At 72.2% G+C, this 23,585-nt stretch carries 21 protein-coding genes and 1 riboswitch; of the genes, 14 read left to right on the forward strand and 7 right to left on the reverse strand.

Annotated elements, in window-relative coordinates; all coding sequences use genetic code 11:
• Positions 1–99: 99 nt before the first annotated feature.
• Positions 100–1,176 (reverse strand): exo-alpha-sialidase, encoded by a 1,077-nt coding sequence (locus HCK04_RS10445; protein ID WP_142646962.1) that lies wholly within the window; start codon positions 1,174–1,176, stop codon positions 100–102.
• A gap of 80 nt (positions 1,177–1,256) precedes the next feature.
• Positions 1,257–2,684, reverse strand: a complete 1,428-nt coding sequence (locus HCK04_RS10450) for a globin domain-containing protein (RefSeq protein ID WP_142646963.1) — start codon at positions 2,682–2,684, stop codon at positions 1,257–1,259.
• A 297-nt stretch (positions 2,685–2,981) separates the two neighbouring features.
• Here HCK04_RS10450 and HCK04_RS10455 point away from each other — a divergent pair, with 297 nt between their 5' ends.
• Together HCK04_RS10455 and HCK04_RS10460 are read left to right on the forward strand one after the other, a co-directional pair.
• The gene (locus tag HCK04_RS10455) at positions 2,982–3,680 is read left to right on the forward strand and encodes a gamma-glutamyl-gamma-aminobutyrate hydrolase family protein (RefSeq protein ID WP_142646964.1); all 699 of its coding nucleotides are present in this window, start codon (positions 2,982–2,984) and stop codon (positions 3,678–3,680) included.
• 250 nt (positions 3,681–3,930) lie between these two features.
• On the forward strand, positions 3,931–4,722 hold the full coding sequence (locus tag HCK04_RS10460; protein ID WP_142646965.1) for an enoyl-CoA hydratase/isomerase family protein: 792 nt from the start codon (positions 3,931–3,933) through the stop codon (positions 4,720–4,722).
• Positions 4,723–4,896: 174 nt separating this feature from the next.
• Here HCK04_RS10460 and HCK04_RS10465 read toward each other — a convergent pair whose 3' ends face one another.
• The 3 genes from HCK04_RS10465 to HCK04_RS10475 form a co-directional block, all read right to left on the reverse strand.
• Complete coding sequence (locus tag HCK04_RS10465; protein ID WP_142646966.1) at positions 4,897–5,319, reverse strand: SRPBCC family protein; 423 nt, start codon at positions 5,317–5,319, stop codon at positions 4,897–4,899.
• Positions 5,320–5,450: 131 nt separating this feature from the next.
• The gene (locus HCK04_RS10470; RefSeq protein WP_142646967.1) at positions 5,451–6,632 is read right to left on the reverse strand and encodes an acyl-CoA dehydrogenase family protein; all 1,182 of its coding nucleotides are present in this window, start codon (positions 6,630–6,632) and stop codon (positions 5,451–5,453) included.
• A gap of 38 nt (positions 6,633–6,670) precedes the next feature.
• Positions 6,671–7,261 (reverse strand): methyltransferase domain-containing protein, encoded by a 591-nt coding sequence (locus tag HCK04_RS10475; protein WP_142646968.1) that lies wholly within the window; start codon positions 7,259–7,261, stop codon positions 6,671–6,673.
• A gap of 435 nt (positions 7,262–7,696) precedes the next feature.
• On the opposite strand from HCK04_RS10475, the gene HCK04_RS10480 reads away from it, so the two are divergent.
• The 8 genes from HCK04_RS10480 to HCK04_RS10515 all read left to right on the forward strand — a co-directional run bounded on the left by HCK04_RS10480 (position 7,697) and on the right by HCK04_RS10515 (position 15,712).
• On the forward strand, positions 7,697–9,301 hold the full coding sequence (locus HCK04_RS10480; protein WP_260617187.1) for a histidine kinase: 1,605 nt from the start codon (positions 7,697–7,699) through the stop codon (positions 9,299–9,301).
• Entirely contained in the window at positions 9,298–9,987 is a 690-nt protein-coding gene (locus tag HCK04_RS10485; RefSeq protein ID WP_142620377.1) for a response regulator transcription factor, read from the forward strand. Before HCK04_RS10480 ends, HCK04_RS10485 begins: the two co-directional genes overlap by 4 nt.
• A 10-nt stretch (positions 9,988–9,997) precedes the next feature.
• Entirely contained in the window at positions 9,998–10,564 is a 567-nt protein-coding gene (locus HCK04_RS10490) for a CDP-alcohol phosphatidyltransferase family protein (protein WP_142620378.1), read from the forward strand.
• 3 nt (positions 10,565–10,567) lie between these two features.
• The gene (locus HCK04_RS10495; protein WP_142646969.1) at positions 10,568–13,072 is read left to right on the forward strand and encodes a mannose-1-phosphate guanyltransferase; all 2,505 of its coding nucleotides are present in this window, start codon (positions 10,568–10,570) and stop codon (positions 13,070–13,072) included.
• A gap of 140 nt (positions 13,073–13,212) precedes the next feature.
• The gene (locus HCK04_RS10500) at positions 13,213–13,716 is read left to right on the forward strand and encodes an FHA domain-containing protein (protein ID WP_142620380.1); all 504 of its coding nucleotides are present in this window, start codon (positions 13,213–13,215) and stop codon (positions 13,714–13,716) included.
• 19 nt (positions 13,717–13,735) lie between these two features.
• A complete protein-coding gene (locus tag HCK04_RS10505) occupies positions 13,736–14,392 on the forward strand; it encodes a MerR family transcriptional regulator (RefSeq protein WP_142646970.1) in 657 nt (218 codons plus the stop codon).
• A 76-nt stretch (positions 14,393–14,468) separates the two neighbouring features.
• Positions 14,469–14,939, forward strand: coding sequence for a bifunctional nuclease family protein (locus tag HCK04_RS10510; protein WP_139577972.1), 471 nt, complete (start codon positions 14,469–14,471; stop codon positions 14,937–14,939).
• 155 nt (positions 14,940–15,094) lie between these two features.
• Complete coding sequence (locus HCK04_RS10515; protein WP_260617188.1) at positions 15,095–15,712, forward strand: MerR family transcriptional regulator; 618 nt, start codon at positions 15,095–15,097, stop codon at positions 15,710–15,712.
• Between the two features lie 15 nt (positions 15,713–15,727).
• Here HCK04_RS10515 and HCK04_RS10520 read toward each other — a convergent pair whose 3' ends face one another.
• Positions 15,728–16,468, reverse strand: a complete 741-nt coding sequence (locus tag HCK04_RS10520; protein ID WP_142646972.1) for a hypothetical protein — start codon at positions 16,466–16,468, stop codon at positions 15,728–15,730.
• A 164-nt stretch (positions 16,469–16,632) separates the two neighbouring features.
• Here HCK04_RS10520 and HCK04_RS10525 point away from each other — a divergent pair, with 164 nt between their 5' ends.
• From HCK04_RS10525 to HCK04_RS10540, 4 genes are all read left to right on the forward strand, one after another.
• Positions 16,633–18,606, forward strand: coding sequence for a sensor histidine kinase (locus HCK04_RS10525; protein WP_168065821.1), 1,974 nt, complete (start codon positions 16,633–16,635; stop codon positions 18,604–18,606).
• Entirely contained in the window at positions 18,603–19,298 is a 696-nt protein-coding gene (locus HCK04_RS10530; protein WP_142646974.1) for a response regulator transcription factor, read from the forward strand. Before HCK04_RS10525 ends, HCK04_RS10530 begins: the two co-directional genes overlap by 4 nt.
• A gap of 21 nt (positions 19,299–19,319) precedes the next feature.
• Positions 19,320–19,413, forward strand: a riboswitch (glycine riboswitch).
• Between the two features lie 180 nt (positions 19,414–19,593).
• Positions 19,594–22,419: an aminomethyl-transferring glycine dehydrogenase gene (gcvP, locus tag HCK04_RS10535; RefSeq protein ID WP_142646975.1), complete on the forward strand. Its 2,826-nt coding sequence runs from the start codon at positions 19,594–19,596 to the stop codon at positions 22,417–22,419.
• A gap of 91 nt (positions 22,420–22,510) precedes the next feature.
• On the forward strand, positions 22,511–23,053 hold the full coding sequence (locus HCK04_RS10540) for a hypothetical protein (protein ID WP_142646976.1): 543 nt from the start codon (positions 22,511–22,513) through the stop codon (positions 23,051–23,053).
• A gap of 56 nt (positions 23,054–23,109) precedes the next feature.
• On the opposite strand, the gene HCK04_RS10545 is transcribed toward HCK04_RS10540, so the two are convergent.
• Positions 23,110–23,523 (reverse strand): hypothetical protein, encoded by a 414-nt coding sequence (locus HCK04_RS10545; RefSeq protein WP_142646977.1) that lies wholly within the window; start codon positions 23,521–23,523, stop codon positions 23,110–23,112.
• Positions 23,524–23,585: the final 62 nt, after the last annotated feature.

The following is a 23,585-nucleotide window of genomic DNA, read 5'->3' on the forward strand; positions in this document are numbered from 1 at the left end:
GCCGGAGCGTGAGCCGCCGGAAGGCGCCGAGGCCGCGGGCGGCCGCGCGCGTGTTCGCCCCGCGGCCGCCCCGAAGGGCGCCGCGGGGCGATGGTGCGGTCAGAGGGCGGCCGCCCGTACGCACAGGACGTCGGGCAGGTGACGGGCGATCAGCGACCAGGTCTCGCCCGCGTCGGCCGAGCCGTACACCTCGCCGTCCCGGGTGCCGAAGAACACCCCGGCAGGCCCGGCGGACATCGCGTCCCTGAGCACCGAGGAGTGCACCGGGCCCTCGGGCAGCCCCGCCGAGAAGCCCTGCCAGGTGGCCCCCGCGTCGTCGCTGCGGAACACCTGGTAGCGGTGATCGAGCGGCGTCCGGTCGACGTCGCCGTGCAGCGGGAAGACGTAGAGCCGGTCCGGGTCGTCCGGGTCGACCGCGATCGGGAACCCGAAGTCGGAGGGCAGGCCCGACCCGATCTCGGTCCAGGAGTCGCCGAAGTCGTCGGACCGGTAGACCCCGAAGTGGTGCTGCAGGTAGAGCCGGTCGGGCACCGAGGGATGCTGGGCGACCTTGTGCACGCACTGCCCGAACTCGGGATACTGCGCGCCCTCAGGCAGGAAGGGCGCGCGGATGTTCTTGTTGGACGGCCGCCAGGTGGCCCCCGCGTCGTCGCTGCGGAAGAACCCCACGGCGGAGGCGGCGACCGCGATGCGCCGCGGGTCGGAGGGGTGGGGGATCACCGTGTGGAGGCACAGGCCACCGCCGCCGGGCTGCCACTGGGACCGGGTGGGGTGGTCCCACAGGCCGTCGACCATGGTGTAGGTGGCCCCGCGGTCCTCCGACCGGAACAGCGCGGCGGGCTCGGCGCCCGCCCAGACCACGTCCGGCTCGGACGGCGACGGCTGGAGCTGCCACACCCGCGCCAGCGCGGCACCAGTGCGCTCGGGGAAGGCGACCGGCGGGGAGGTCGCCTCCTCCCAGGTCTCGCCGAGATCGTCGGACCACATCACCGACGGGCCGAAGTGGCCGTACTCGATCCCGGCGAGGAGCCGAGGGGTGCCGCCGCGGGTGTCGATCGCGACCGAGTGGACCCCGATGGTGGAGAACCGCACGGGCTCGACCTCGAACGAGCCGCCGTCGGAGGAGCGGGCGAGGAACAATCCTTTGCGAGTCCCGATGGCGAGTAGTGCGGACATATGTCCTCCCTGTGCCGATTTCGATCACGCTTTCGATTCGAATCCTGCCAGGAAACCCTCCACCTCGCCCGCTGTTCCGGTCAAGCCTCGCTGCGGACCGTGCCGCCGCGCACCGGATCACCATGCGCAGGAACGCCATGCACCGGATCACCATGCGCCGGGACGCCGTGCACGGGATCACCATGCACGGGGTCACCATGCACGGGGTCACCATGCACGGGGTCACCATGCACGGGGTCGCCATGCACGGGGTCGCCATGTACCGGGTCGCCGGGTGCCAACGTGTCGTGGACCGCGCCGCCGTGTGCCAACGTGTCGTTGTTAACCGCGCCGCCGTGCACCGTGCCGCCGTGCACCGTGCCGCCGTGCACCATGCGGCCCGGTGATGGGTCGCCGGGCACGGCGTCGCTGTGTATCGGGTCGCGGTGGATCCGCGCGAGCGGCACGCCCGACATCTGCAGGCGCCGTACGGTCTCGTTCACCATCGCCGCAGGCCCGCAGACGTACGCCTCGTGGTCGGCCCAGGAGTGGAACCTCTCGACCACGTCGGGAAGCCGGCCGCGCATCCCGTCGTAGGCCGGGTCGTCGGAGACCGCCGGCACGACCCGCAGCCAGGGGAAGGCGGCCTCCATCCTCGCCAGGTCCGGCATGTCGTACAGGTCGCACGCGCGGCGGGCGCCGAACAGCAGGTGGATGTTCGGGCGCTCGCCGGAGGCGATGACGTGCTCGATGACGGCCTTGAGCGGCGCGAGGCCGGTGCCGCCCGCGACGCAGAGCACGTCGCGGCCCGGCTCGGGCGGCGTCATCGTGCCGACCGGCGGGCCGAGCAGGAGCTGGTCGCCGATACGGGTGTGGCGGACCAGCGCCGTGCTCACCCAGCCGCCCGGCACGGCCCGCACGTGCAGGCGGAGCGTGCCGTCCGCGCGGGGCGCGTTGGCGATGGAGAACCGCCGCCACACGCGTGGCCATCTGGCCGTCTGCACCGTGACGTACTGCCCGGGGACGAAGTCCATGGGCTGCGAGGGCCGCAGCGTGAGCACCGCGATGTCCCTGGTGCGTGGTTCGTGGTCGATCACCTCCGCCAGCCACCAGGCGGGCGTGGTCTCGGCGTCGGCAGCGTCGATCATGATCTTCGCCGCCATGGCGTACGCCTCGGTCCAGGCGGCCTCGATCTCGTCGGTCCAGATCTCGGCGGCGAAGTGCCTGATCGTGGCGAGGAGGGCGTTTCCCACGACTTTGTAGTGCTCGGGGGACACGCCGTACTTGCGATGGTCCCGCCCCAGCTGGGCGAGATAGGACGCCAGCCCCTCGGGGCTGTCGAGCATCCAGACGATCCTCGTGAGCGCGTTGAAGAGCCGGTCGCGCTGCACCTCCATGCCCGGCGGGAACATGCCCCGCATCTGCGGGCAGTGCGTGAACAGTCGTCCGTAGAAATATCCCGCGGCCTTCCCGGCGACGGGCTCGACGACCGAGAAGCTCTCCTTGACGAGGCGCGGATTCAGCGGCATCAGTTGTGTCCCACCCTAGGGACCGGAAGCGTGCTCCGGTCTGTCGATCCACCTCCCTGACGGCTCCGGGTGACGAGCGGCGGCGGCCCCGGCTCAACCGATCGCTCAACGGTGAGTGTTTCACTCGCTCTCGGGCGTCACAACCGATTCCCCGCAAGGCAACCGACTGTGAACACTTCGTTATTTTTCGTGACGCCCTCCGTGTGACTCGTGTGACTGATGTGAAAAGTGACAAAAGGGAAAACGATCTGCGACATGATGGGGCCTGCCTGCACGCACACCTTCAGGAGATTGGCCATGGCGCGTCCCATCGTCGGCATCACCACCTATCTAGAGGCCGCGCGCTGGGGCACGTGGGTCCGTGAGGCGGCGATCTCGCCCCAGGCGTACGCGCGCGCGGTGGAGAAGTCCGGCGGCGCGCCCGTCCTGCTGCCGCCGTTGAGCCCCGTGTCCGCCGGTGACTACATTCGCCGCCTGGACGCGGTCATCCTCGCCGGGGGCGTCGAGGTCGATCCGGCCCTGTACGGCGAGGTCGCGGCGGGGGAGCCGGACGACGACGGGTTCGGCGGGCCGCAGCCCCAGCGCGACCGGTTCGAGACGGCGCTGGCGCAGGCGGCGGTGGAGGCGGACGTGCCGCTGCTGGCGATATCGCGCGGCATGCACGTGCTCAACGTCGCCCAGGGCGGCACGCTGATCACGTCGCTGCGGGAGTCCGTCGGCCACAACCGTCACGCGACGGCCGCGCACGTGGTCACGGTGAGCGTGTCGAGCAAGGTCGGCAAGGCCGTGGGCGACCGCGCGGAGGTGACCGGCGCGCACCACCAGGCCGTCCGGCGGCTCGGCACCGGCCTGATCGCGGTGGCGTGGGCGGACGACCAGATCGTCGAGGCCGTCGAGCTGCAGGGGCACCGGTTCGCCGTCGGCGTCCAGTGGCACCCCGAGCGCGGCGCGGACAACCGCCTGGTCGAGGCCCTGGTGGACGCGGCCCGCCCCTGACCTCGTACGGACCGTGTCCCGGGCCGGCGCGGCCACCGCGGACGGCGTGAGGCGGCGTCAGGGGCCGGAGGCGGCGCGGGCGGCCGGGGAAGCGCGCCGCGGCCGCTTCGGTGGTCCTGTCGGCGGGCGCTGTTACTGTGCGGGGCATGGCGATGCGTCCCCGGGCGGGAGGACCCTAGCCACATGCTGTTCCCCCGGGCGGCGGTGGTCCGCGACCCCCGGCCGCAGGGATCAGGCGAGGAGTGGCGTCGTGAGGGAGTACGAGAAGCTGAAGGTCGGCTGGGCCGCCGACGGCGTGCTGCGCGTCGTGATCAGCGAGCCGTCGCGGCGCAACGCCGTGGACCGCACCGGCCACCGGGAGCTGGCCGAGATCTGGCGCGACGTCGACCGCGACGACGAGGTCAGGGCGGTGATCATACGCGGGGAGGGCGAGGCGTTCTCGGCCGGCGGCGATCTGTCGATGATCGAGGAGATGATCCGCGACCACGCCACGCGCCTGGAGGTCTTCGCCGAGGCCCGCGACATCGTCTACAACGTGCTCAACTGCTCCAAACCGGTTGTCTCGGCGATCCAGGGCCCGGCGGTGGGGGCGGGGCTGGCCGTCGCGCTCCTGGCCGACATCTCGGTGGCCGGGCGGACGGCCCGCATCATCGACGGCCACACCCGGCTGGGCGTCGCGGCGGGCGACCACGCGGCGATCATCTGGCCCCTCCTGTGCGGGATGGCGAAGGCGAAATATCACCTGCTGCTGTGCGAGCCGGTCACCGGCGAGCAGGCGGAGGCGATGGGGCTGGTGAGCCTGTGCGTCGACGACGACCAGGTCCACGACAGGGCGCTGGAGATCGCGACACGGCTGGCCGCCGGGTCGGCCGAGGCGATCCGGCTGACCAAATACGCGCTGAACAACTGGTTGCGCATGGCCGGGCCGTCGTTCGACGCCTCGCTGGCCATGGAGTTCCTCGGCTTCACCGGCCCCGATGCCGCCGAGGGCGTGCGGGCCCTGCGCGAGAAGCGCCCGCCCCGCTTCCGGCCGGAGCCGTGAGCGCCGACCGGCAGGCCGTGCCCTGACCGAGTGGCCTGGGTCTTGATCGCCGTTGAAACCGGCCGGGCATCGGCCCCGGAAGCAGGTGGTGAGACGACTCGGGGAGCATCCGGCACACGCTGCCCGTGGCGGGCCCGGGTCACGCGCAGCAGGGCCGGGATTCGTCCGGCACGCTCAGCCGAAGCGTTTGCGGAGCGATTCCAGGCCGGGGACGAAGACGCCCCGCGTGAGGATCTTGGCGATCTTCTCGGGGTCGTCGGCCTCGAAGGTCGCGTGCCACTCCACGAACGCCTGCCCGGAGTCCGTCACCGGGGCGACCCGGCAGGTCGCGTGGTAGTCGCGCATCGGCAGCGGCGACTCGATGATCGCGTAGGTGAACGTACGGGCCTCGTCGTCGAGGGTCAGCAGCCGCTCACGGAACACCCCGCCCGCCCCCTCGACCCGCCGCACCGCTCCCGGGGCGAGCGGTGCGCCCTCCTCGATCTCGCAGGTGGCCACGCCCGGCAGCCATTCGTGGAGGTTGCCGAACTCGCGCAGGAACGCCCAGACGTCCCCGGCGTCCGCGTTGATCACCGTGCTGGCGTACGGACCGCGCATGTGTGACTCCTTCCGCTGCCTCAAGTAGGTGCCCCGCGACAGCGGCGCGCAAGCGGCCGGAAGCGACTCGGAGGCGATCCGGAGGCGGTCGGGAGGCGATCCGGAGGCGGTCGAAGGCCGATCAGATGCGGTCAGAAGCTCCTGGGCAGGCCGAGCACCTGGGTGGCCAGATAGTTGAGCAGCAGCTCCTCGGTCACCGGCGCGATCCGGCCGATCCTGGCGTCGGCCAGCAGCCGGGCGACGGGATACTCCAGCGAGTACGCCATGCCCCCGTGGGTCTGGAACGCCGCGTCGGCGGCCTCCCACGCGGCCTGCGAGGCCGTCAGCTTGGCGATGTTGGCCTCCGTGCCGCAGGGCAGGTGGTTGTCGAACGACCATGCCGCCTTGTACAGCATCAGCCTGGCCAGCTCGATCTTGGCCTTGACCTGGGCGAGCGGGAACGCGACGGCCTGGTTGGCCCCGATGGGCCGGCCGAAGACCTCCCGCTGCTTCGCGTAGTCGACGCCCACCCGCAGCGCCACCTCGGCCCCGCCGAGGGCGCTGGCCGCCAGGAGGATCCGCTCGGGGTTTAGCACGTCCCACAGCACGGCCACCCCCCGGTCGACCTCGCCGACCACGCTGGAGGCGGGCAGCCGCAGGTCGTCGATGAAGACCATGTTGGACGGCGTGGTGTTCGCGCCCATCTTGGGGATCGGCCGGTAGGACAGCTGTCCCGCCGCCACCGCCTCCGGCACGTTCACCAGGAACACCGTCAGCCCGTCGCTGCGCGGCCTGGCCTCCGCCGCCGGGATCGTCCGGGTGACGAGCAGCATCCAGGAGGCCCGCTGGACCCCGGTGATCCAGATCTTCTGGCCGTTGACGACGAAGTCGTCGCCGTCCCTGCGGGCGAAGGTCGAGATCGCCAGCGAGTTGGACCCGGCGTCGGGCTCGGTCAGCGCGAAGCAGGTCTCGACCTCGCCCGTCGCCAGCTTCGGCAGCAGCGCGGCCTTCTGCTCGGCCGAGCCGTGCCTGGCCAGCGTCAGCGCCCCGAACCCCGGCGTCAGCACGTACATGAACGCGGAACCGCCCGCGGAGCCGGAGGCCGACAGCGTCTCGGTGGCCACGGCCAGCTCCAGCAGGCCCTGCCCGGCTCCGCCGTACTCCTCGGGTACGGCCAGGCCGAGCCAGCCGCCCTTGGCGAGCTCGGCCCACACCTCTTCCGGCCAGCGCTTTTCGGCTTCGCAGCGCTGCCAGTAGTCCATGTCGTATCGCGAGCAGATGTCCGCGATGCCCCGGCGCACCGCCTGCGCGCTCTCCGGCAGCGTGAAGTCCATGCCCGTCACTTTAGAACGTCATTCGGCGGGCCGCGAGATCATCGGCGGGGGCGGCGCGCGTGGTAGACGAAGGCGGGCGGCAGGTTCCGCCACACCGTGCGCCCGGTCACGACCTCCTCGAACGCCTCGCCCAGCCTGCGGCGGAACCGCAGGGCCGCGGGCAGCAGGCGGGCGTGCACGTAGGAGAACGTCGTGAACGCGCCCCCCGGCGCGAGCGAGGCGACCACGGCCCGCAGCAGGTCCGCCTGGTGGGCGGGGGGAAACGCCGCCCAGGGCAGCCCGCTCACGATCACGTCGGCGGCGGCCACGCCCCGGCCGGCGAGCAGCTCGGGCAGCCGCGCGGCGCTGTCGACCACGAGCTCGACCCCCGGATAGCGGGCGCCGAGATGACCGGCCAGCCGCGGATTGATCTCGACCGCAAGATGCCGCCCCCGCCCGCCGATGCGGCGCTGGATCTCGGCGGTGAAGGGACCCGTGCCCGGCCCCAGCTCGACCACGACGGGGTCGCCGCGCTCCGGAACCGGCACGCACACCGCCTCCGACAGCCGCCGTGAGCTGGGCGCGACCGCCCCGGTCACGGCGGGGGAGCGCAGGAACTGCCCGAAGAAGACCGCTGTTTCGTTCGCCATGCCGCGACGCTATGGCCGCGGACGGCCTGGTTCGCCCGCCGTACGGACCGACCTGGCGGCCAGGCGGATCACCGCGTACGGCCCATCGGCCGGCGGAAGCGGCCAGAAGGAGGAGAGGCCTCCTCCGGCCGGAGGACGGGTTTCCACCCGGACGGGCGGTAGCGTTCCCTCATGCGGTGGCACTCGGCGCGCCGGTTCGTCGCCCGGCGCCCCCTCACAGACCGTCCTCCAACAGACACTCCCGTCACGGACTCTCCTGGCACAGACCGTCCCCAAACAGACTCTCCCATCGCGGACTCTTCCCTCACCGACCGTTCCCTCACCGACCGTTCCCCCACCGACCGTTCTCCCACCGACCGTTCCCCCACCGATCGGTCCCTCGCCGGCCGGCCCCTCGCGCTCTCACGCGGCACGGCCCTCGACATCGGCCTCGCGGTGGCCGGGACCGCGTTCGACGTACTCGTCAGCGCCGGCTCCTGGGGCTTCTCGGGCGACGGGAGCTCCCCGGTCCCGGTGTGGGTGGGGATGGGCTTCGCCCTGCTCGCCGGGCTGCCGATGGGCCTGCTGCGCCGATGGCCCGGCCCTGTGGCCGTCTATCTGTCCGTGCTGCTGGTGATCTGCGACCAGCTCGGCGCGTTCACCGTCAACACCCTCCAGGTCCTGCTGCCGATCTCGGTGGGCGTGCTGGCCCGGTCGCGCGGCTGGGGCTGGACGGCGCCGGCCGCCGTGCTCGCCGCCGCCGCGACCGGTGTGAACCTCGCCGATCCCGGCGTCGCGCTGACGAGCAACACCTGGTTCTACTCCGTCGGGCTGATCGCGGCCCCGGTGCTGATCGGCCGCTACCTGCGCGGTCAGGAGGGGCGCCGCAGGGAGGACCCCGCGCCGCTGCTCGACCTGCTGCTCGCGGGCGGCGGGGTGGCGCTGTCGGTGCTGACCACCTGGCCCTACTGGCACAGCGGCGAGCCGCCCGTGTGGGCGGTCGCGCTCGGGGTGATGCTCTCGGGGCTCGCCCTGGGCGTCGTGCGGCACCTGCCCGGCGCGGTCCTGCTGCTGGAGAGCGTCGCGCTCGTGGTGGCCGACCAGTACGTCCCGAGGACCGGCAACAGCCTCCAGCTGCTCGCCCTGGTGGCCCTCGGCGTGTTCGCGACCCGCGCCACCTGGCCGTGGGTCGCCGCGGCGTACGCCCTGACCTGCTCGGTCGCCGCGATCGTGATCGTGGACGACCCGGGCGACATCACCCCGTTCCGTACGGTGGCGCTGATGACCATGGTGACCGCGCCCGTGGCGATCGGCCGCTACGTCGGCGTACGGCAGGCCCAGGCCAGGCACGCCACCGAACTGTCCGCGGAGCGGGCCAGGGCCGCCCGGCTCGCCGAGCGGGAGCGGATCGCCCGCGAGGTGCACGACATCGTGGCCCACCACGTGGGGGCGATGGTGCTGCGCGCGAGCGCCGCGCAGTACGCGGGGGCCGACGGCCCGGCCGCCGAGGCGCTGGCCGACATCAGGGACACCGGCCACCGCGTGCTCGAGGACCTGCGCGGCCTGCTGTCCGTGCTGCGCGACCCCGGCGAGGCGCTCGGGTCCGATCTCATGCTCGCGAACATGCTGGCCGATCCCGGCGACGTGCTGCGCGACGCCGTGTCCCGGATGACGACGGCCGGCCTGCGGGTGGATCTGCGTCTCGCGCCCGAGGCGGAGCGGGCCCCGCTGGTGGTGCTGGCCTCGGCGGCGCGGATCGTCCAGGAGGGGCTGACGAACGTGCTGAAACACGCCGGGCCGGGAGCCCGGGCGGAGGTCGACGTGGCGATGCGCCCGGACGCGCTCACGGTCGAGGTGCGCAACGGTCCCGGCACGTCCGGCGCCCCGGACGTGCTGCCGTCCCACGGCCAGGGCATCGCGGGCATGCGGGAGCGGGCCCGCGCCTTCGGCGGGCACGTCACCGCCGGCCCGGCCGAGGGCGGCGGCTGGCGGCTGACCGCCTCGCTGCCGGTGCCGGGCGAGAACCGGCCGGCGTGCCGCGTCTCCGGGAGGCTCGCGTGATCCGGGTCGTGGTCGCCGACGACCAGGCCCTGGTGCGGGCGGGCGTCCGGATGATGCTGGAGGCGGCCGGCGACATGGAGGTGTGCGGGGAGGCCGCCGACGGGGCGGAAGCCGTACGGCTGGCCGAGCGGCACCGCCCCGATGTGGTGCTGATGGACCTGCGGATGCCGCGCGTCGACGGCCTGGAGGCCACCCGCAGGATCCTCGCCGCCCAGCCGTCCGCCCGGATCGTCGTGCTCACGACGTTCTCCGAGGACGAGAACCTTTATGCCGCGCTTGGCGCGGGCGCGCTCGGGTTCCTTGTGAAGGACGACCCGCCCGCCCGGATGGTCGAGTCCGTACGGCGGGCCGCGACGGGGGAGCCCCCGCTCGCGCCGTCGGTGCTGCGGCGCGTCGTCGAACGGGCCCTGGCGGCCGAGCGGCAGGCGGTGCCGCTCCCGCCGGGCCTCACCGAGCGTGAGGCGCAGGTGCTCACCCTGGTCGGGGTCGGCCTGTCCAACGCCGAGATCGCCGACCGGCTGCACGTGGGGGTCACGACGGTCAAGAGTCACGTCGCCGCGCTCATCGACAAGCTGGGGCTGCGCAACCGCACCCAGGCGGCGGTGATGGCGCACCGGTTCGGCTTGGTCGACACCGGGTTCAACCCCGTGGCTCCTGCCCGGAACGACCGGGAGAGCGGCATGTAGGGTCTGGGGCGTGAACGCTGCCGAGGACCGGATCTGGACGGTGCCCAACCTGCTGAGCGCCCTGCGGCTGCTCGGCGTCCCCGTCTTCCTCTGGCTCGTGCTGGGTCCCCACGCCGACGGGTGGGCGATCGCGCTGCTGGCGCTCGCCGGCGTGAGCGACTGGCTCGACGGCAAGCTCGCCCGCGCCTGGAACCAGATCAGCCGGCTCGGCCGGCTCATCGACCCGCTGGCCGACCGGCTCTACATCCTGGCGACCCTGCTCGGCCTGGTGCTGCGCGGCGCCGTCCCCTGGTGGCTGGCGCTCGCGGTGCCGCTGCGCGACGTGCTGATGCTGTGGATCCCGCCCGTGCTGCGGCGGCACGGATACGGCCCGGCGCTGCCCGTCCACTTCCTGGGCAAGGCGGGCACCGCCGCCCTGATGTACGCGTTCCCGCTGCTGTTCCTCGCCTCGCACGAGGGATGGTACGCCGAGATTGCCGCGATCTTCGGATGGGCCTTCGCCATCTGGGGAACTGGTCTGTATTGGTGGGCGGGGGTGTTGTATGTCGTACAGGTGCGCCAGCTAACGAAGGGGTGACCCGTGAAGGCCGTCGTCATGGCGGGCGGGGAGGGGACACGGCTACGGCCGATGACCGCGAACCAGCCCAAGCCCCTGCTCCCCATCATCAACCGGCCGATCATGGAACACGTGCTCCGGCTGCTCAAGCGGCACGGGTTCACCGAGACCGTGGTGACGGTGCAGTTCCTGGCCGCGCTGATCCGCAACTACTTCGGCGACGGCGACGAGCTGGGGATGACCCTCCACTACGCCACCGAGGAGGTCCCCCTCGGGACGGCCGGCAGCGTGAAGAACGCCGCCGACAAGCTCCGCGACGACCGCTTCCTGGTCATCTCCGGCGACGCGCTCACCGACATCGACCTGACCGACATGCTCCGTTTCCACCGCGAGAACCGGGCGCTGGTCACCATCGGGCTCAAGCGCGTGCCCAACCCGCTGGAGTTCGGGATCATCATCGTGGACGACAGCGGCCGCATCCAGCGCTTCCTGGAGAAGCCCACCTGGGGCCAGGTGTTCTCCGACACGGTCAACACCGGCATCTACATCATGGAGCCGTCGGTCCTCGACGAGATCGCCCCCGGCCAGTCGGTCGACTGGTCGTCCGACGTCTTCCCCCGGATGCTCGAACGCGGCTGCCGGCTGTTCGGCTACGTGGCCGACGGCTACTGGGAGGACGTCGGCACGCACGAGAGCTACCTCAAGGCGCAGGCCGACGTGCTGGAGGGCAAGGTCAAGGTCGACTTCGACGCGTTCGAGCTGGCGCCCGGCGTGTGGGCCGCCGAGGGCGCCTCGGTGGACCCCGAGGCCGTGCTGAAGGGCCCCCTCTACATCGGCGACTACGCCAAGGTCGAGGCGGGCGCCGAGCTGCGGGAGTACACCGTGCTCGGCAGCAACGCCGTCGTCAAGGAGGGCGCTTTCCTGCACCGCGCCGTGGTCAGCGACAACGTGTACGTCGGCCCGGCCGCCCACCTGCGCGGCTGCGTGATCGGCAAGAACACCGACGTGATGACCGGCGCCAGGATCGAGGAGAACGCCGTCGTAGGCGACGAGTGCGTCATCGAGTCCGAGGCGTACGTCTCCTCCGGGGTGAAGATCTACCCGTTCAAGACGATCGAGGCGGGCTCGGTCGTCAACACCAGCGTCATCTGGGAGTCGCGCGGCCAGCGCAGCCTGTTCGGCCCCCGGGGCGTCTCCGGGCTGGTCAACGTCGAGATCACCCCGGAGCTGTGCGTACGGCTGGCCAGCGCGTACGCCACGACGCTGCGCAAGGGAGACACGGTCGTCACCTCCCGCGACGCCTCGCGCGCGGCGCGGGCGCTCAAGCGGGCGGTGATCAGCGCGCTGAACTCCAGCGCGATCAACGTGGTCGACCTGGAGGCCGCCGCCCTGCCCGTCGCCAGGTTCAACACCTCGCGGGAGAACGTCCGGGGCGGCATCGCCGTGCGCACCACGGCGGGCGACCCCCAGAGCGTCGACATCGTGTTCATGGACGAGACGGGAGCCGACCTGTCCCAGGCGGCCCAGCGCAAGCTGGAGCGGGTCTTCTCCCGGCAGGAATACCGGCGCGCCTTCCCCGGTGAGATCGCCGAGCTGACCTTCCCGGCCCGCGCCGTCGACACGTACGCCAGGGAGCTGCTGGCCTGCATCGACATGTCCGGGGTGAAGGACGCCGAGATGAAGGTCGTGGTCGACTGCGCGGGCGGCACCTCCTCGCTGGTGCTGCCGAGCCTGCTGGGCCGGGCCGGGGTCGACGTGCTGACCGTGAACAACCGCCTCGACGACGCGTCGCCCACCGAGACGATCGCCGAGCGCCGCCGCGACCTGCAGCGCCTGGCCGACCTGGTGGCGTCGGCGCGGGCCGCCTTCGGCGTACGGTTCGACCCGGTGGGCGAGCGGGTCTCGCTCGTCGATGAGATGGGCCAGCTGATCAGCGAGGAGCGGGCGCTGCTCGTGGTGCTCGACCTGGTGGCGGCCGAGCGCCGGGGCGGCAGGGTGGCCCTGCCGGTCACCACGACCCGGGTGGCGGAGATGGTGTGCCGTTTCCACGGCGTGCAGGTCGACTGGACGGCCACGAGCCTCGACACCCTGACCCGGGCGGCCCGGCACCCCGACATGATCTTCGCGGGCGACGGGAAGGGCGGCTTCATCGTCCCGGAGTTCGCGCCCACAGTGGACGGCCTGGCGGTGTTCCTGCGCCTGCTCGGCCTGGTCGCGCGCACCCGGCTGTCGCTCAGCCAGATCGACGCCCGCATCCCCGAGGCCAAGCTGCTCAAACGGACCGTTCCCACGCCCTGGGCGCACAAGGGGGCCGTGATGCGCTCGGTCGTCGAGGCCGCGGAGGGCCACCGCCTGGACACCACCGACGGCGTCCGGGTCGTGGAGGACGACGGGAGCTGGGCACTCGTCCTGCCCGACCCCGCCGAGGCCGTCACCCACCTGTGGGCCGAGGGCCACGACATGGACACCGCTCAGGCCCTCCTGGAGCGCTGGGCTCATGTCGTCGAACAAGCGGCCGGAGCTAGATGACATTGAACGTCCGCTGGCTGTAGCGTTGGTCAGTCCACGCCCAGCCGCGGTCTTGACCTTTGTGCCTGATCAGCGTAAGTTGCGGCATTCGCAGTTTGAGCCAGTCCTAGAGCAAGTCGTGAGAGAGGCCGAGCCGTTCGATGCCCAGCGTCTACTGCACGCAGTGCGGTCATGCCAACCCCGAGGATGCCCGTTTCTGTTCACGATGCGGTTCGCCGCTGAGCGCTCCGGCGCCCGTCGCAGCCGACACGACCTCGACGATCTCTCTCGAGGCGCTTGAGGCGGAGACGGGCCAGACGCTTCTGCCGGACAGGGCCTCGGTCGAGCAGCTGCCGCCGGGCACGGCTCTTCTGGTGGTCATGCGGGGCCCGAACGCGGGGAGCCGATTTCTGCTCGACAGCGACCTCACTACGGCGGGTCGCCACCCGGAAAGCGACATTTTCCTGGACGATGTGACGGTGTCCAGGAGACACGTGGAGTTCTACCGGCGCGGCGGCCAGTTCACCGTGCGTGACGTGGGCAGCCTCAACGGCACCTACGTCAACCGGGAGCGCATCGAGGAGTGCCCCTTGCAGGGCGGCGACGAGGTGCAGATCGGCAAGTTCCGGCTGGTGTTCCTCACACGTGGTCCCGGAGGGCTGTGATCGGTGAGGAGGAGGAGTCATGAGCGCGCAGGCCGTACGGGCGTTCATGAGCATCGGGGAGGTGCTCGCCCTGCTGCAGGGCGAGTTCCCGGACGTGACCGTCTCCAAGATCCGGTTTCTGGAGGGTGAGGGGCTGATCGAGCCCCAGCGGAGCCCGTCGGGCTACCGCAAGTTCACCTACAAGGACGTCGAGCGCCTGCGGTTCATCCTGCGTGCGCAGCGTGACCAGTACCTGCCGCTCCGGGTGATCAAGGATCAGCTGGACGAGCAGGCGGCACGCCCGCACGACGTGTCCGCCGGCACCCCGCCGGTGCGTCTCAGCCGGGAGGAGCTCATCGAGGCCGCGGGCATCGACGAGGAGACCCTGGCCGAGATGGAGAGCTACGGCCTGGTCGCCGCCGTGGCGCGCCGCTACGACGGGGAGGCGCTGGAGATCGCGCGCAGCGTGGGGGCGCTGGCGCGGTTCGGCCTGCAGGCGCGTCACCTGAGGGCGGTGCGCGCCGTGGTGGAGCGGGAGGCCGGTCTCATCGAGCAGGCGGTGGCCCCGCTGCTGCGGCGCAAGGCGCCGGGGGCGATCGCCGAGGCGGACGAGACCGCCCGGGAGATCTCCGGACTTCTCCAGGAACTTCACAATGCGTTACTGCGTGGGAGTGTTCGCGGCGTTCTGGGGCGGTGACCGGCACATCCGCACCTCCGTGGGTGTTACGTTGAATGCCTGGTGATATGCCGCGACGCTTGAGACGGAGCCGCCCGTGTTGCAGATGGAGGTCGTGGGGGTTCGCGTTGAGATGCCCACCAACCAGCCGATCGTTCTCCTGAAGGAGACGAGCGGTGATCGGTATCTGCCGATCTGGATAGGCATGACCGAGGCGACCGCTATCGCGTTGGCCCAAGCGGAGGAGCCGCCGCCCCGGCCGCTGACCCACGACTTGTTCCGTGACGTTCTTGAGGCCTTGGGGGTGCGGTTGCGCACCGTCAACATCGTCGCGCTCCGCGATGGAATCTTCTTCGCCGATCTGGTTTTCTCCAACGGCGTGGAGGTCAGCGCGCGTCCATCGGACTCGATCGCGCTGGCGTTGCGTACGGGTGCGACGATCTACGCGAGTGAGGACGTGATCCAGGAGGCGGGCGTCAGCATGCCCGACGACCAGGAGGACGAAGTGGAGAAGTTCCGCGAGTTCCTGGACAAAATCACACCGGAAGACTTCGGCCGGGCGGGCTGACGTGCCGGACGATTTCGGGAGATTACGCTTCACGACGCGCCGGACGGGGTCGTTGACTGACGATGGCCCCGGTCCTACGGTGCAAGGGAAACCACGGTTGTAATTCACGAACCCCCAGATCAGACCGTGGGATGAGAGAAAGCCGGAGGTCCGCAGTGGCGGTCAGCAGCGGCGAGGGTAAGTCGGCCGGCCAGCACGACCCGGTTCGGCAGGCGGCGCGCGAGCGCGCCGGCGAACAGGGTCTGCTGTTCGACGAGCAGCCGACGGCGCTGCCCCAGGGCATCGGATACCGCGGCCCCACGGCGTGCGCGGCGGCCGGGATCACCTACCGGCAGCTCGACTACTGGGCCCGGACCGAACTGGTGCTCCCGACGATAAGGGCCGCCCAGGGATCCGGGTCCCAGCGACTGTACAGCTTCCGCGACATCCTCGTCCTGAAGGTCGTCAAACGTCTTCTGGACACGGGCGTCTCCCTCCAGCAGATACGCGCCGCCGTACGGCACCTGCGCGACCGCGGCGTCAACGACCTGGCCCAGATCACCTTGATGAGCGACGGCGTGAGCGTCTACGAGTGCACGAGCGCCGACGAGGTGATCGACCTGTTGCAGGGCGGCCAGGGCGTGTTCGGCATCGCGCTCGGGAGAGTCTGGCGGGAGGTCGAGGGATCGCTGGCCGAGCTTCCGGGCGAGCGGGCGGAGGCCGCTCCGGATGCGGAGGGGGACCATCCCGCGGACGAGCTGGCCCGCCGGAGAAAGGCCCGCAGGACCGGCTGAGCGGATGCCCGGCGATCACAGGTTCGACGGTCGGGCGCGCGTGCCGGGCCTGACCGGGGGCAGGTCGAACTCGTCGTCACGCATGCGCAGCAGGGCGACGGACGCGCCGGCGAAGCCCACGGCCGTGACCAGCAGGCCGATGCCCGACGCGGTGTGGCCGGGCATGAACGGATGGGTGAACCCGCCGGCCGCGAGCAGGACCCCCATCCAGGCCGGCGCCGCGCCGCTGCGCCACAGCGCCAGGCCGAGCAGCAGCAGGCCGACGACGATGCCCACGATGAACAGCAGGCTCGCCACCAGCTGTACGGGGTCGTCCTCGAGCGCGTTCTGAATCCTCGCCATGGTCGCCACGTCGAAGTGCCTCGTCACCGTCAGGTACGCGAGGTCGTCGCCGCCACGGATCAGGGGGAAGCCGGCCAGGTCGCCGAGCAACGCGAGGAGGGCACCCGCCGTGGTGAGCCTGGGAGCGCCGCGACGGGCCACCCACGCCACGGCGAAGGTGGCCGGGATCAGCCCGACCAGGAACGGCAGGGCGAACCATCGGAGCACGCCCGCGGCCTGCTCGTGGGCCGCGTACGCCGCGACCGTGGCCTCGAACGACTCGCCGCCGTCCACGGAGCTGAACAGATAGTTGAGGCCCATGCCGAGCATGGGGAGCGGGGCGACGACGGCGAGCAGCACCCGCCAGAAGCCGCGCACGTCCCGCGGCGGTTTCCGCGGGGTGGCGGCGGCGCGGGCGTCGGTGTCCGGCTGCATGATGATCCTCCGAGAGTCCGGGAGTTGTCCGATCGAGTCCGAGGATGGGCGCGGACGGCTCCCTTCGTCGTGGGGGCGTGGTCCCGATTCCAGTCCCGTGCACCCCGTGATCCGGGAGCACGCTCCTATGGCCGATGGGAGTGCCGGGATCGGATGATGAGCGCATGGCAGTCAGACGGGCCGGCCCGGTCGCGGTGCTCACCCTCACGGCCGTCGTGGTGGTGGCGGCGTGGGTGTCGTGGTTCCTCGGCGGGCTCACCTTCGCCGACGCGGCCGACGACTCCTACCTGCTGACCAACAGCGCGCAGGCGCTGACCTTCACCACGTTCGGCGCGCTGGTGCTCGCCCACCGTCCCGGGCACCGCATCGGGCTGCTGTTCGTGGCGTACGGCGCCTGCTACACGCTGAGCGTGGCCTGCCTCGGGCTGCTCACCGACGCGGTCGGGCTGCCGGAGGCGTGGGCGCGGGCGGTCGAGCTGTTCGGCATCACCGCGTGGATCCCGGCGCCGGTCGTCTGCCTTCCGCTGATCGTGCAGTTGTTCCCCGACGGCAGGCCGCTGTCGCGGAGCTGGCGGCCGCTGGCCGTCGCGACCCTCGCCGTCCTGCCGTTCACGCCCATCCCGACCCTGTCCGTGGCGGCCGGGCCGGCGGGGGACGGGCCGACCGCGGAGGAGCCGATGCTGCCCGTCATCGTGGGCGAGGTCGCCCAGCGGCTGATTCCGGTGTTCGCCGCCGTCGCCGCGCTGGTGCTGCTGGCCTCCCTCGGCGCGCTCGTCCTGCGCGTCCGCCGGTCCCGCGGGGTGCCGCGGCAGCAGCTGATGTGGCTGCTGTGGGCCGTGGGGCTGTTCGCCGCGCTCAACGCGCAGCGGATCGTGACGACCGACGGGCCGGTGTTGTTCCTGCTGACCCTGCCGCTGATCCCGGCCGCGGCCACGGTGGCGATCCTGCGCCACGGGTTGTACGACATCGAGCTGATCGTCAACCGCTCGCTGGTGTACGGGGTGCTCACGCTCGGCGTCGTGCTGGCCTACCTGGGCATCGTCGCGGGGCTGTCCGCGCTGGCGCGGGACCGGCTGTCGGCCGCCCCGCTGATCGCGACCGCGGTTGTCGCTCTCGCCTTCGCGCCCGCCCGTTCGGCCGTGCAGTCCTTGGTGGACCGGGTCATGTACGGCCAGCGCCGCGATCCTGTGGCGGCCGCCGCCCGGGTCGGCCTGCGGCTCGGCGCCGGCCTGGACGGGGTGTTGCGAGCCGTGTGCGAGGCGCTGCGGCTGCCGTACGCCGCGGTCGCCTCCGACGGGCGGCTGGTCGCGACGTACGGCCGGTCACCGCGGCGGCGGCACACGGTGTCGCTGGAGGTGGCCGACGGGCCGCCCGCGGACCTGCTCGTCGGGCTGAGGGCGGGGGAGAGCCGGCTGTCCGGCGCCGACCGGCGCGCCCTGGAACTGCTGGCCGCCCCGGTCGGCCTGGCCCTGCAGGCGGTGCGCCTGTCCGAGCAACTGGGCGAGTCCCGCACGCGCATCGTGGCCGCGCGGGAGGAGGAACGCCGGCGGCTGCGCCGCGATCTGCACGACGGCCTCGGCACCGTGCTCACCGCGGTGACCCTCAAGGCCGACGCGGCCCACAACCTGCGTCACACCGATCCCGAGCGGAGCGCACGGCTCCTGCTCGACCTGCGCGCCGACCTGACCGCCGCGATCGCCGATATCCGCCGGCTCGTCTACAACCTGCGGCCGCCCGCCCTCGACGAGCTCGGACTGCTGGGCGCGCTCCGCCAGCGCGCCCAGGACTCGTGGCGGCACGAGCACGCCGGGTACGTGGTCACGATCGACGCCCCGGACGACCTGCCGCCGCTGCCCGCCGGGGTGGAGGTGGCCGCCTATCGCATCGCCACCGAGGCGGTCACCAACGCGCTGCGCCACGGCGGGGCGACGGCGTGCCGGGTCTCCCTGCGCGCCGACCACGCCGCCCTGCATGTGGAGGTGAGCGACAACGGCTCCGGGGGCGCCGGAGCGTGGCCGCACGGCGTCGGTCTGCGCTCCATGCACGAGCGGGCCGGCGAACTGGGCGGTACGCTCACCGCCGGCCCCACCGACTGCGGCGGCCGCGTCCACGCCCGCCTTCCACTGGAGCAGACATGAGCGCCGGGGAACCGATCAGGATCGTCGTCGTCGACGATCACCCGCTGATGCGGGAAGGCCTGCGTGCCCTGGTGACGTCGCTGCCGGACATCGAGGTGGTGGGCGAGGCCGGCGACGGCGACGCCGCCCGTCGTGAGGTGCAGCTCACGCGCCCCGACGTCGTGGTCATGGACCTGCACATGCCGGGCGTCAACGGGGTGGAGGCCACCAGGGCCATCGTGCGCGCGGTGCCCGCCACCCGGGTGCTCGTGCTCACGATGTTCGAGGACGACGAGTCGGTGTTCGCCGCGATGCGCGCCGGAGCCTTCGGATACCTGGTCAAGGGCGCGAAGCAGGAGGAGATCGTCCGGGCGGTCCGCTCTGTCGCGGCCGGACATGCCGTCTTCGGCCCGAGCGTGGCCCGCCGGATCATCGACTTCTTCGCCGCCGGGGCCTCTCGCGCGCCGGCCCCGGAGCCCTTTCCCGAGCTCACCGCCCGCGAACGGGAGGTCCTCGACATCATCGCGGCCGGCCGGTCCAACGCGGCGATCGCCCGGCATCTGGCCATCAGCGGCAAGACCGTCAGCAACCACATCACCGCCATCTTCGCCAAGCTGGCGGTCGCCGACCGGGCCGAGGCCATCGTCCGCGCCCGCCAGGCCGGTCTCGGCGCCGATCTCGAGCAGGGTGCGAGTCGGGCCGATCCGGGGTAGCCGGTAGAGTGGAACGGCCGACGACCTCGTGCGGGAGAGACCCCTGATCTTCGAAGGGGCGCCGAAGGAGCAAACCTCCCCGGAATCTCTCAGGCATCCGTACCGCACGGACGAGGCGACTCTGAAAAGCAGGCCCGCCGGCCAGGCGGCGCCTCACCGAAGGGGAAAGCCGGGCCCGACGGCCCGGTGAAGCTCTCAGGTCCGATGACAGAGGGGGAGACCGCTACACGACCGCCGCGCCACACCGGGCGCGGGACGGTCGCCGCAGGTCTCGACCCGCCAGGAGGCCCCTGTCATGACCGATCGGTCCACGCTTCGCGATCTTTCCGCTCCGCCCTTCTCCACCCGCCACATCGGCCCCTCCGAGGCCGACCGCGACCGGATGCTGGAGGTCGTCGGCTACGAGTCGGTGGCCGACCTGGTCGCCGTGGCCGTGCCGGAGGCCATCCGCACGCGCGGCCCGCTGAACCTGCCCGAGGCGGTGGGGGAGGCCGAGGCCCTGGCCGAGCTGCGCGCCCTCGCCGGGCGCAACCGGGTGCTGACCCCGATGATCGGCCTCGGCTACTACGACACGATCACGCCGGGCGTCGTCCTGCGCAACGTGCTGGAGAACCCCGGCTGGTACACCGCGTACACGCCCTACCAGCCGGAGATCTCGCAGGGCCGCCTGGAGGCGCTGCTGAACTTCCAGACCGTGATCTCCGACCTCACCGGCCTCGCCGTCGCCGGCGCGTCCCTGCTCGACGAGGCGACGGCCGCGGCCGAGGCGATGACGCTGGCCCGCCGGGCGAGCAAGGTGAAGACCGACGTGTTCGTGGTGGACGCCGACGCGCTGCCGCAGACCAAGGCCGTGCTGGCGACCCGCGCCGAGCCGCTCGGCATCACGCTGGTCGAGTCGGACCTCGCCGGCGAGCTGCCCGAGTGCTTCGGGGTCCTCGTCCAGTATCCGGGCGCGAGCGGCCGGGTGGCGTCCTTCCGCGCGGTCGCCGAGCGGGCGCACGCCCAGGGGGCGCTGCTGGTGGCCGCGGCCGACCTGCTGGCGCTGACCCTGCTGGAGTCCCCGGGCGAGCAGGGCGCCGACATCGCCGTCGGCTCCTCCCAGCGCTTCGGCGTCCCGCTGGGCTACGGCGGCCCCCACGCGGCGTACATGGCCGTACGCGAGGGCCTGCAGCGGCAGATGCCGGGCCGCCTGGTCGGCGTCTCGCTGGACGCCGACGGCCGCACGGCCTACCGCCTGGCCCTGCAGACCCGCGAGCAGCACATCCGGCGCGAGAAGGCCACCAGCAACATCTGCACCGCGCAGGTGCTGCTGGCCGTCATGGCCTCGATGTACGCCGTCTACCACGGCCCGGAGGGCCTGAAGCGCATCGCGCAGCGGGTGCACCGCCACGCGGCCGTCCTCGCCGCCGGGCTGCGCGAGAGCGGCGTGGAGGTCGTGCACGACGAGTTCTTCGACACCGTGCTCGCCCGCGTGCCCGGGCGGGCCGCCGAGGTCGTGGCCGCCGCCGCCGAGCGGGGCGTCAACCTGCGCCTGGTGGACGCCGACCACGTCGGCGTCGCCTGTGACGAGAAGACCACCACGGGCCACCTGCGGGCGGTCTGGGCGGCGTTCGGCGCGTCCGGGCTCGTGGTCGAAGACCTCGACCGGGTGACCTCCGACGCGCTCCCGGCCGGCCTGCAGCGGACCTCCGGCTTCCTCACCCACCCGGTGTTCCACTCCCACCGGTCCGAGACGGCCATGCTGCGCTACCTGCGGCGGCTGCAGGACAAGGACATCGCGCTCGACCGCTCGATGATCCCGCTGGGCTCCTGCACGATGAAGCTCAACGCGACCACCGAGATGGAGCCGGTCACCTGGCCGGAGTTCGCCTCGATCCACCCGTTCGCGCCCGCGGAGCAGGCCGAGGGCTACGCCGAGCTGATCGCGACGCTGGAGGGCTGGCTGGCCGAGGTCACCGGCTACGACCGGGTGTCGATCCAGCCGAACGCGGGCTCCCAGGGCGAGTTCGCCGGGCTGCTGGCGATCAGGTCCTACCACCGCTCCCGGGGCGAGGAGGGCCGCGACGTCTGCCTCATCCCGTCCTCCGCGCACGGCACGAACGCCGCCAGCGCCGTCATGGCGGGCATGCGGGTGGTCGTGGTGGCCTGCGACGCGAACGGCAACGTCGACCTGGCCGACCTCGCCGCCAAAATCGACAAGCACCGTGACGCGCTCGCCGCGATCATGGTGACCTACCCGTCCACCCACGGGGTGTACGAGGAGACGATCGTCGAGATCTGCGAGCGGGTCCACGAGGCCGGCGGGCAGGTCTACGTCGACGGGGCCAACCTCAACGCGCTGGTGGGCCTGGCCAAGCTGGGCGAGTTCGGCGCGGACGTCTCCCACCTCAACCTGCACAAGACCTTCTGCATCCCGCACGGCGGCGGTGGTCCCGGCGTCGGCCCGGTGGCGGTCAAGGCCCACCTCGCCGAGCACCTCCCGGCCCACGTGTCGGCCGCGCCGTACGGCTCGGCGGGCATCCTGCCGATCTCCTGGGCGTACGTCAGGATGATGGGCGGCGACGGGCTGCGCCAGGCCACCGAGCAGGCGATCCTGTCGGCCAACTACCTGGCCCGGCGGCTCGCGCCGCACTACCCGGTGCTTTACACCGGCAGGGACGGCCTGGTCGCCCACGAGTGCATCGTCGACCTGCGCCAGATCACCAAGGAGACCGGCGTCACCGTGGACGACGTGGCCAAGCGGCTGATCGACTACGGCTTCCACGCGCCCACGATGTCGTTCCCCGTCGCCGGGACGCTCATGATCGAGCCGACCGAGAGCGAGGACCTGGCCGAGCTCGACCGCTTCGCCGACGCGATGATCGCCATCCGGGGCGAGATCGCGAAGGTGGCGTCGGGCGAGTTCGACAAGACCGACAACCCGCTGCGCAACGCCCCGCACACGGCCGAGTGCCTCACCGCCGACGAGTGGGCCCACCCCTACTCGCGGGCGGTGGCCGCCTACCCGGTGCCCGGCCTGCGGGACGACAAGTACTGGTCGCCGGTGCGCCGCATCGACCAGGCGTACGGCGACCGCAACCTGGTCTGCTCCTGCCCGCCCCTTGAGGCGTACGAGGACTGATCAGTTGAGCATGTCGGCCCCGCCCGGCGGCCGGTCTCGTTAAGATCGCGGTGATCGTTTCTATCCCCTGCGACCATGCGAGGCCCCCTGTATGACGGCCATCGATTCCGGGCGGCGGTCCGACCGGCTCGACCACGCGCGCCGGCTCGCCGAAAGCGGCGACCTCGACGGCGCGGCCGAGATCTTCGCGGAACTCGCCGCGGACGAGAACGCGCCGGAGCGCGGCGAGGCGGGCGAGGGCCTGTCGGTCGTGGCCGAGCGGATGGCCGAGCGGCTGCTGGAGGACGGCGAGCCCGAGCGGGCCGCCGACGTCCTGCTGGAGGCGCTGTCGATCAGCGCGGTGGCCGACCCCGCGCGCCTGCGGGTGCTGCTCGGCATGGCGCACCTGGAGATGGCGTGCGCGCAGTTCGCCGGGGCCGTGGAGGACAGCCGCCAGGAGGGGGCCGACGCCGGCACCGGCGCGCTCGCGATCGAACTGCTGGCCCGCACGCTGCCGCTGCGGGGCCGCGACGCCGACGCCGAGACCGTCTGGCGCTACGGCCTCGACCATCCCGATCCCGCGCTCGCCGAGCAGGTGCTGCTGCGCCTGGGCCGCGACGTGCGCCCCGCGATGGAGGCCGGCGCGGCCGGGTGACCCCCGTGATCCCCCTGTGACCCCCCGTGGTCGTCCGCTGGTCGTCCTGCCGCGTGTCAGCGCTGGTGGCGGCGGCCGAGGGCGTGAGCGAGGTTGACCGCGATGATCCCGCCCCAGGCCAGGAGCAGGCCCGTCGCGCCGGAGGTCTGCGCCGCGATGGCGGTCAGCGGGATGCCCAGGGCCAGCGAGCCGATGGCCATGCCCACGGCGCCGTCCCTGTGCTTGGACTGGCCGCGAAGCGGCTGGTGGGCGAGCTGGGCCGCCACCTCGTTGCGCACCCGCGCGGCGATCTCCACGTCGAGCTTGTCGAGGAACGAGTCGACCAGGGCGTCCTCGTAGTCCGGCCCGAGGTCGCGGCGGGCCGCCATGACGGCGCGCAGGTCCTCGCGGTTCGAGGGGGCCGCCTGCGGCGGAGGGACGGGGTGCCCGGTTCCGGGCGGCGGTTGGTGCGATGCGATGTCCGGCACCATGACATTCTTGCCTCTTTATCGGATGACTGCCATCCTCCGATCGGAGGGTCGCCTCCTCCTGC

It is taken from the genome of Microbispora sp. CL1-1, from assembly GCF_012034195.1.
Lineage (GTDB): Bacteria > Actinomycetota > Actinomycetes > Streptosporangiales > Streptosporangiaceae > Microbispora.

Excerpts from the sequence above, each read along its gene's own strand:
- HCK04_RS10445 (WP_142646962.1), bottom strand. The coding sequence starts at position 1,176 with ATGTCCGCACTACTCGCCATCGGGACTCGCAAAGGATTGTTCCTCGCC.
- HCK04_RS10450 (WP_142646963.1), bottom strand. The coding sequence starts at position 2,684 with ATGCCGCTGAATCCGCGCCTCGTCAAGGAGAGCTTCTCGGTCGTCGAG.
- HCK04_RS10455 (WP_142646964.1), top strand. The coding sequence starts at position 2,982 with ATGGCGCGTCCCATCGTCGGCATCACCACCTATCTAGAGGCCGCGCGC.
- HCK04_RS10465 (WP_142646966.1), bottom strand. The coding sequence starts at position 5,319 with ATGCGCGGTCCGTACGCCAGCACGGTGATCAACGCGGACGCCGGGGAC.
- HCK04_RS10470 (WP_142646967.1), bottom strand. The coding sequence starts at position 6,632 with ATGGACTTCACGCTGCCGGAGAGCGCGCAGGCGGTGCGCCGGGGCATC.
- HCK04_RS10475 (WP_142646968.1), bottom strand. The coding sequence starts at position 7,261 with ATGGCGAACGAAACAGCGGTCTTCTTCGGGCAGTTCCTGCGCTCCCCC.
- HCK04_RS10500 (WP_142620380.1), top strand. The coding sequence starts at position 13,213 with ATGCCCAGCGTCTACTGCACGCAGTGCGGTCATGCCAACCCCGAGGAT.
- HCK04_RS10505 (WP_142646970.1), top strand. The coding sequence starts at position 13,736 with ATGAGCGCGCAGGCCGTACGGGCGTTCATGAGCATCGGGGAGGTGCTC.
- HCK04_RS10520 (WP_142646972.1), bottom strand. The coding sequence starts at position 16,468 with ATGCAGCCGGACACCGACGCCCGCGCCGCCGCCACCCCGCGGAAACCG.
- HCK04_RS10525 (WP_168065821.1), top strand. The coding sequence starts at position 16,633 with ATGGCAGTCAGACGGGCCGGCCCGGTCGCGGTGCTCACCCTCACGGCC.
- HCK04_RS10530 (WP_142646974.1), top strand. The coding sequence starts at position 18,603 with ATGAGCGCCGGGGAACCGATCAGGATCGTCGTCGTCGACGATCACCCG.
- gcvP (WP_142646975.1), top strand. The coding sequence starts at position 19,594 with ATGACCGATCGGTCCACGCTTCGCGATCTTTCCGCTCCGCCCTTCTCC.
- HCK04_RS10540 (WP_142646976.1), top strand. The coding sequence starts at position 22,511 with ATGACGGCCATCGATTCCGGGCGGCGGTCCGACCGGCTCGACCACGCG.
- HCK04_RS10545 (WP_142646977.1), bottom strand. The coding sequence starts at position 23,523 with ATGGTGCCGGACATCGCATCGCACCAACCGCCGCCCGGAACCGGGCAC.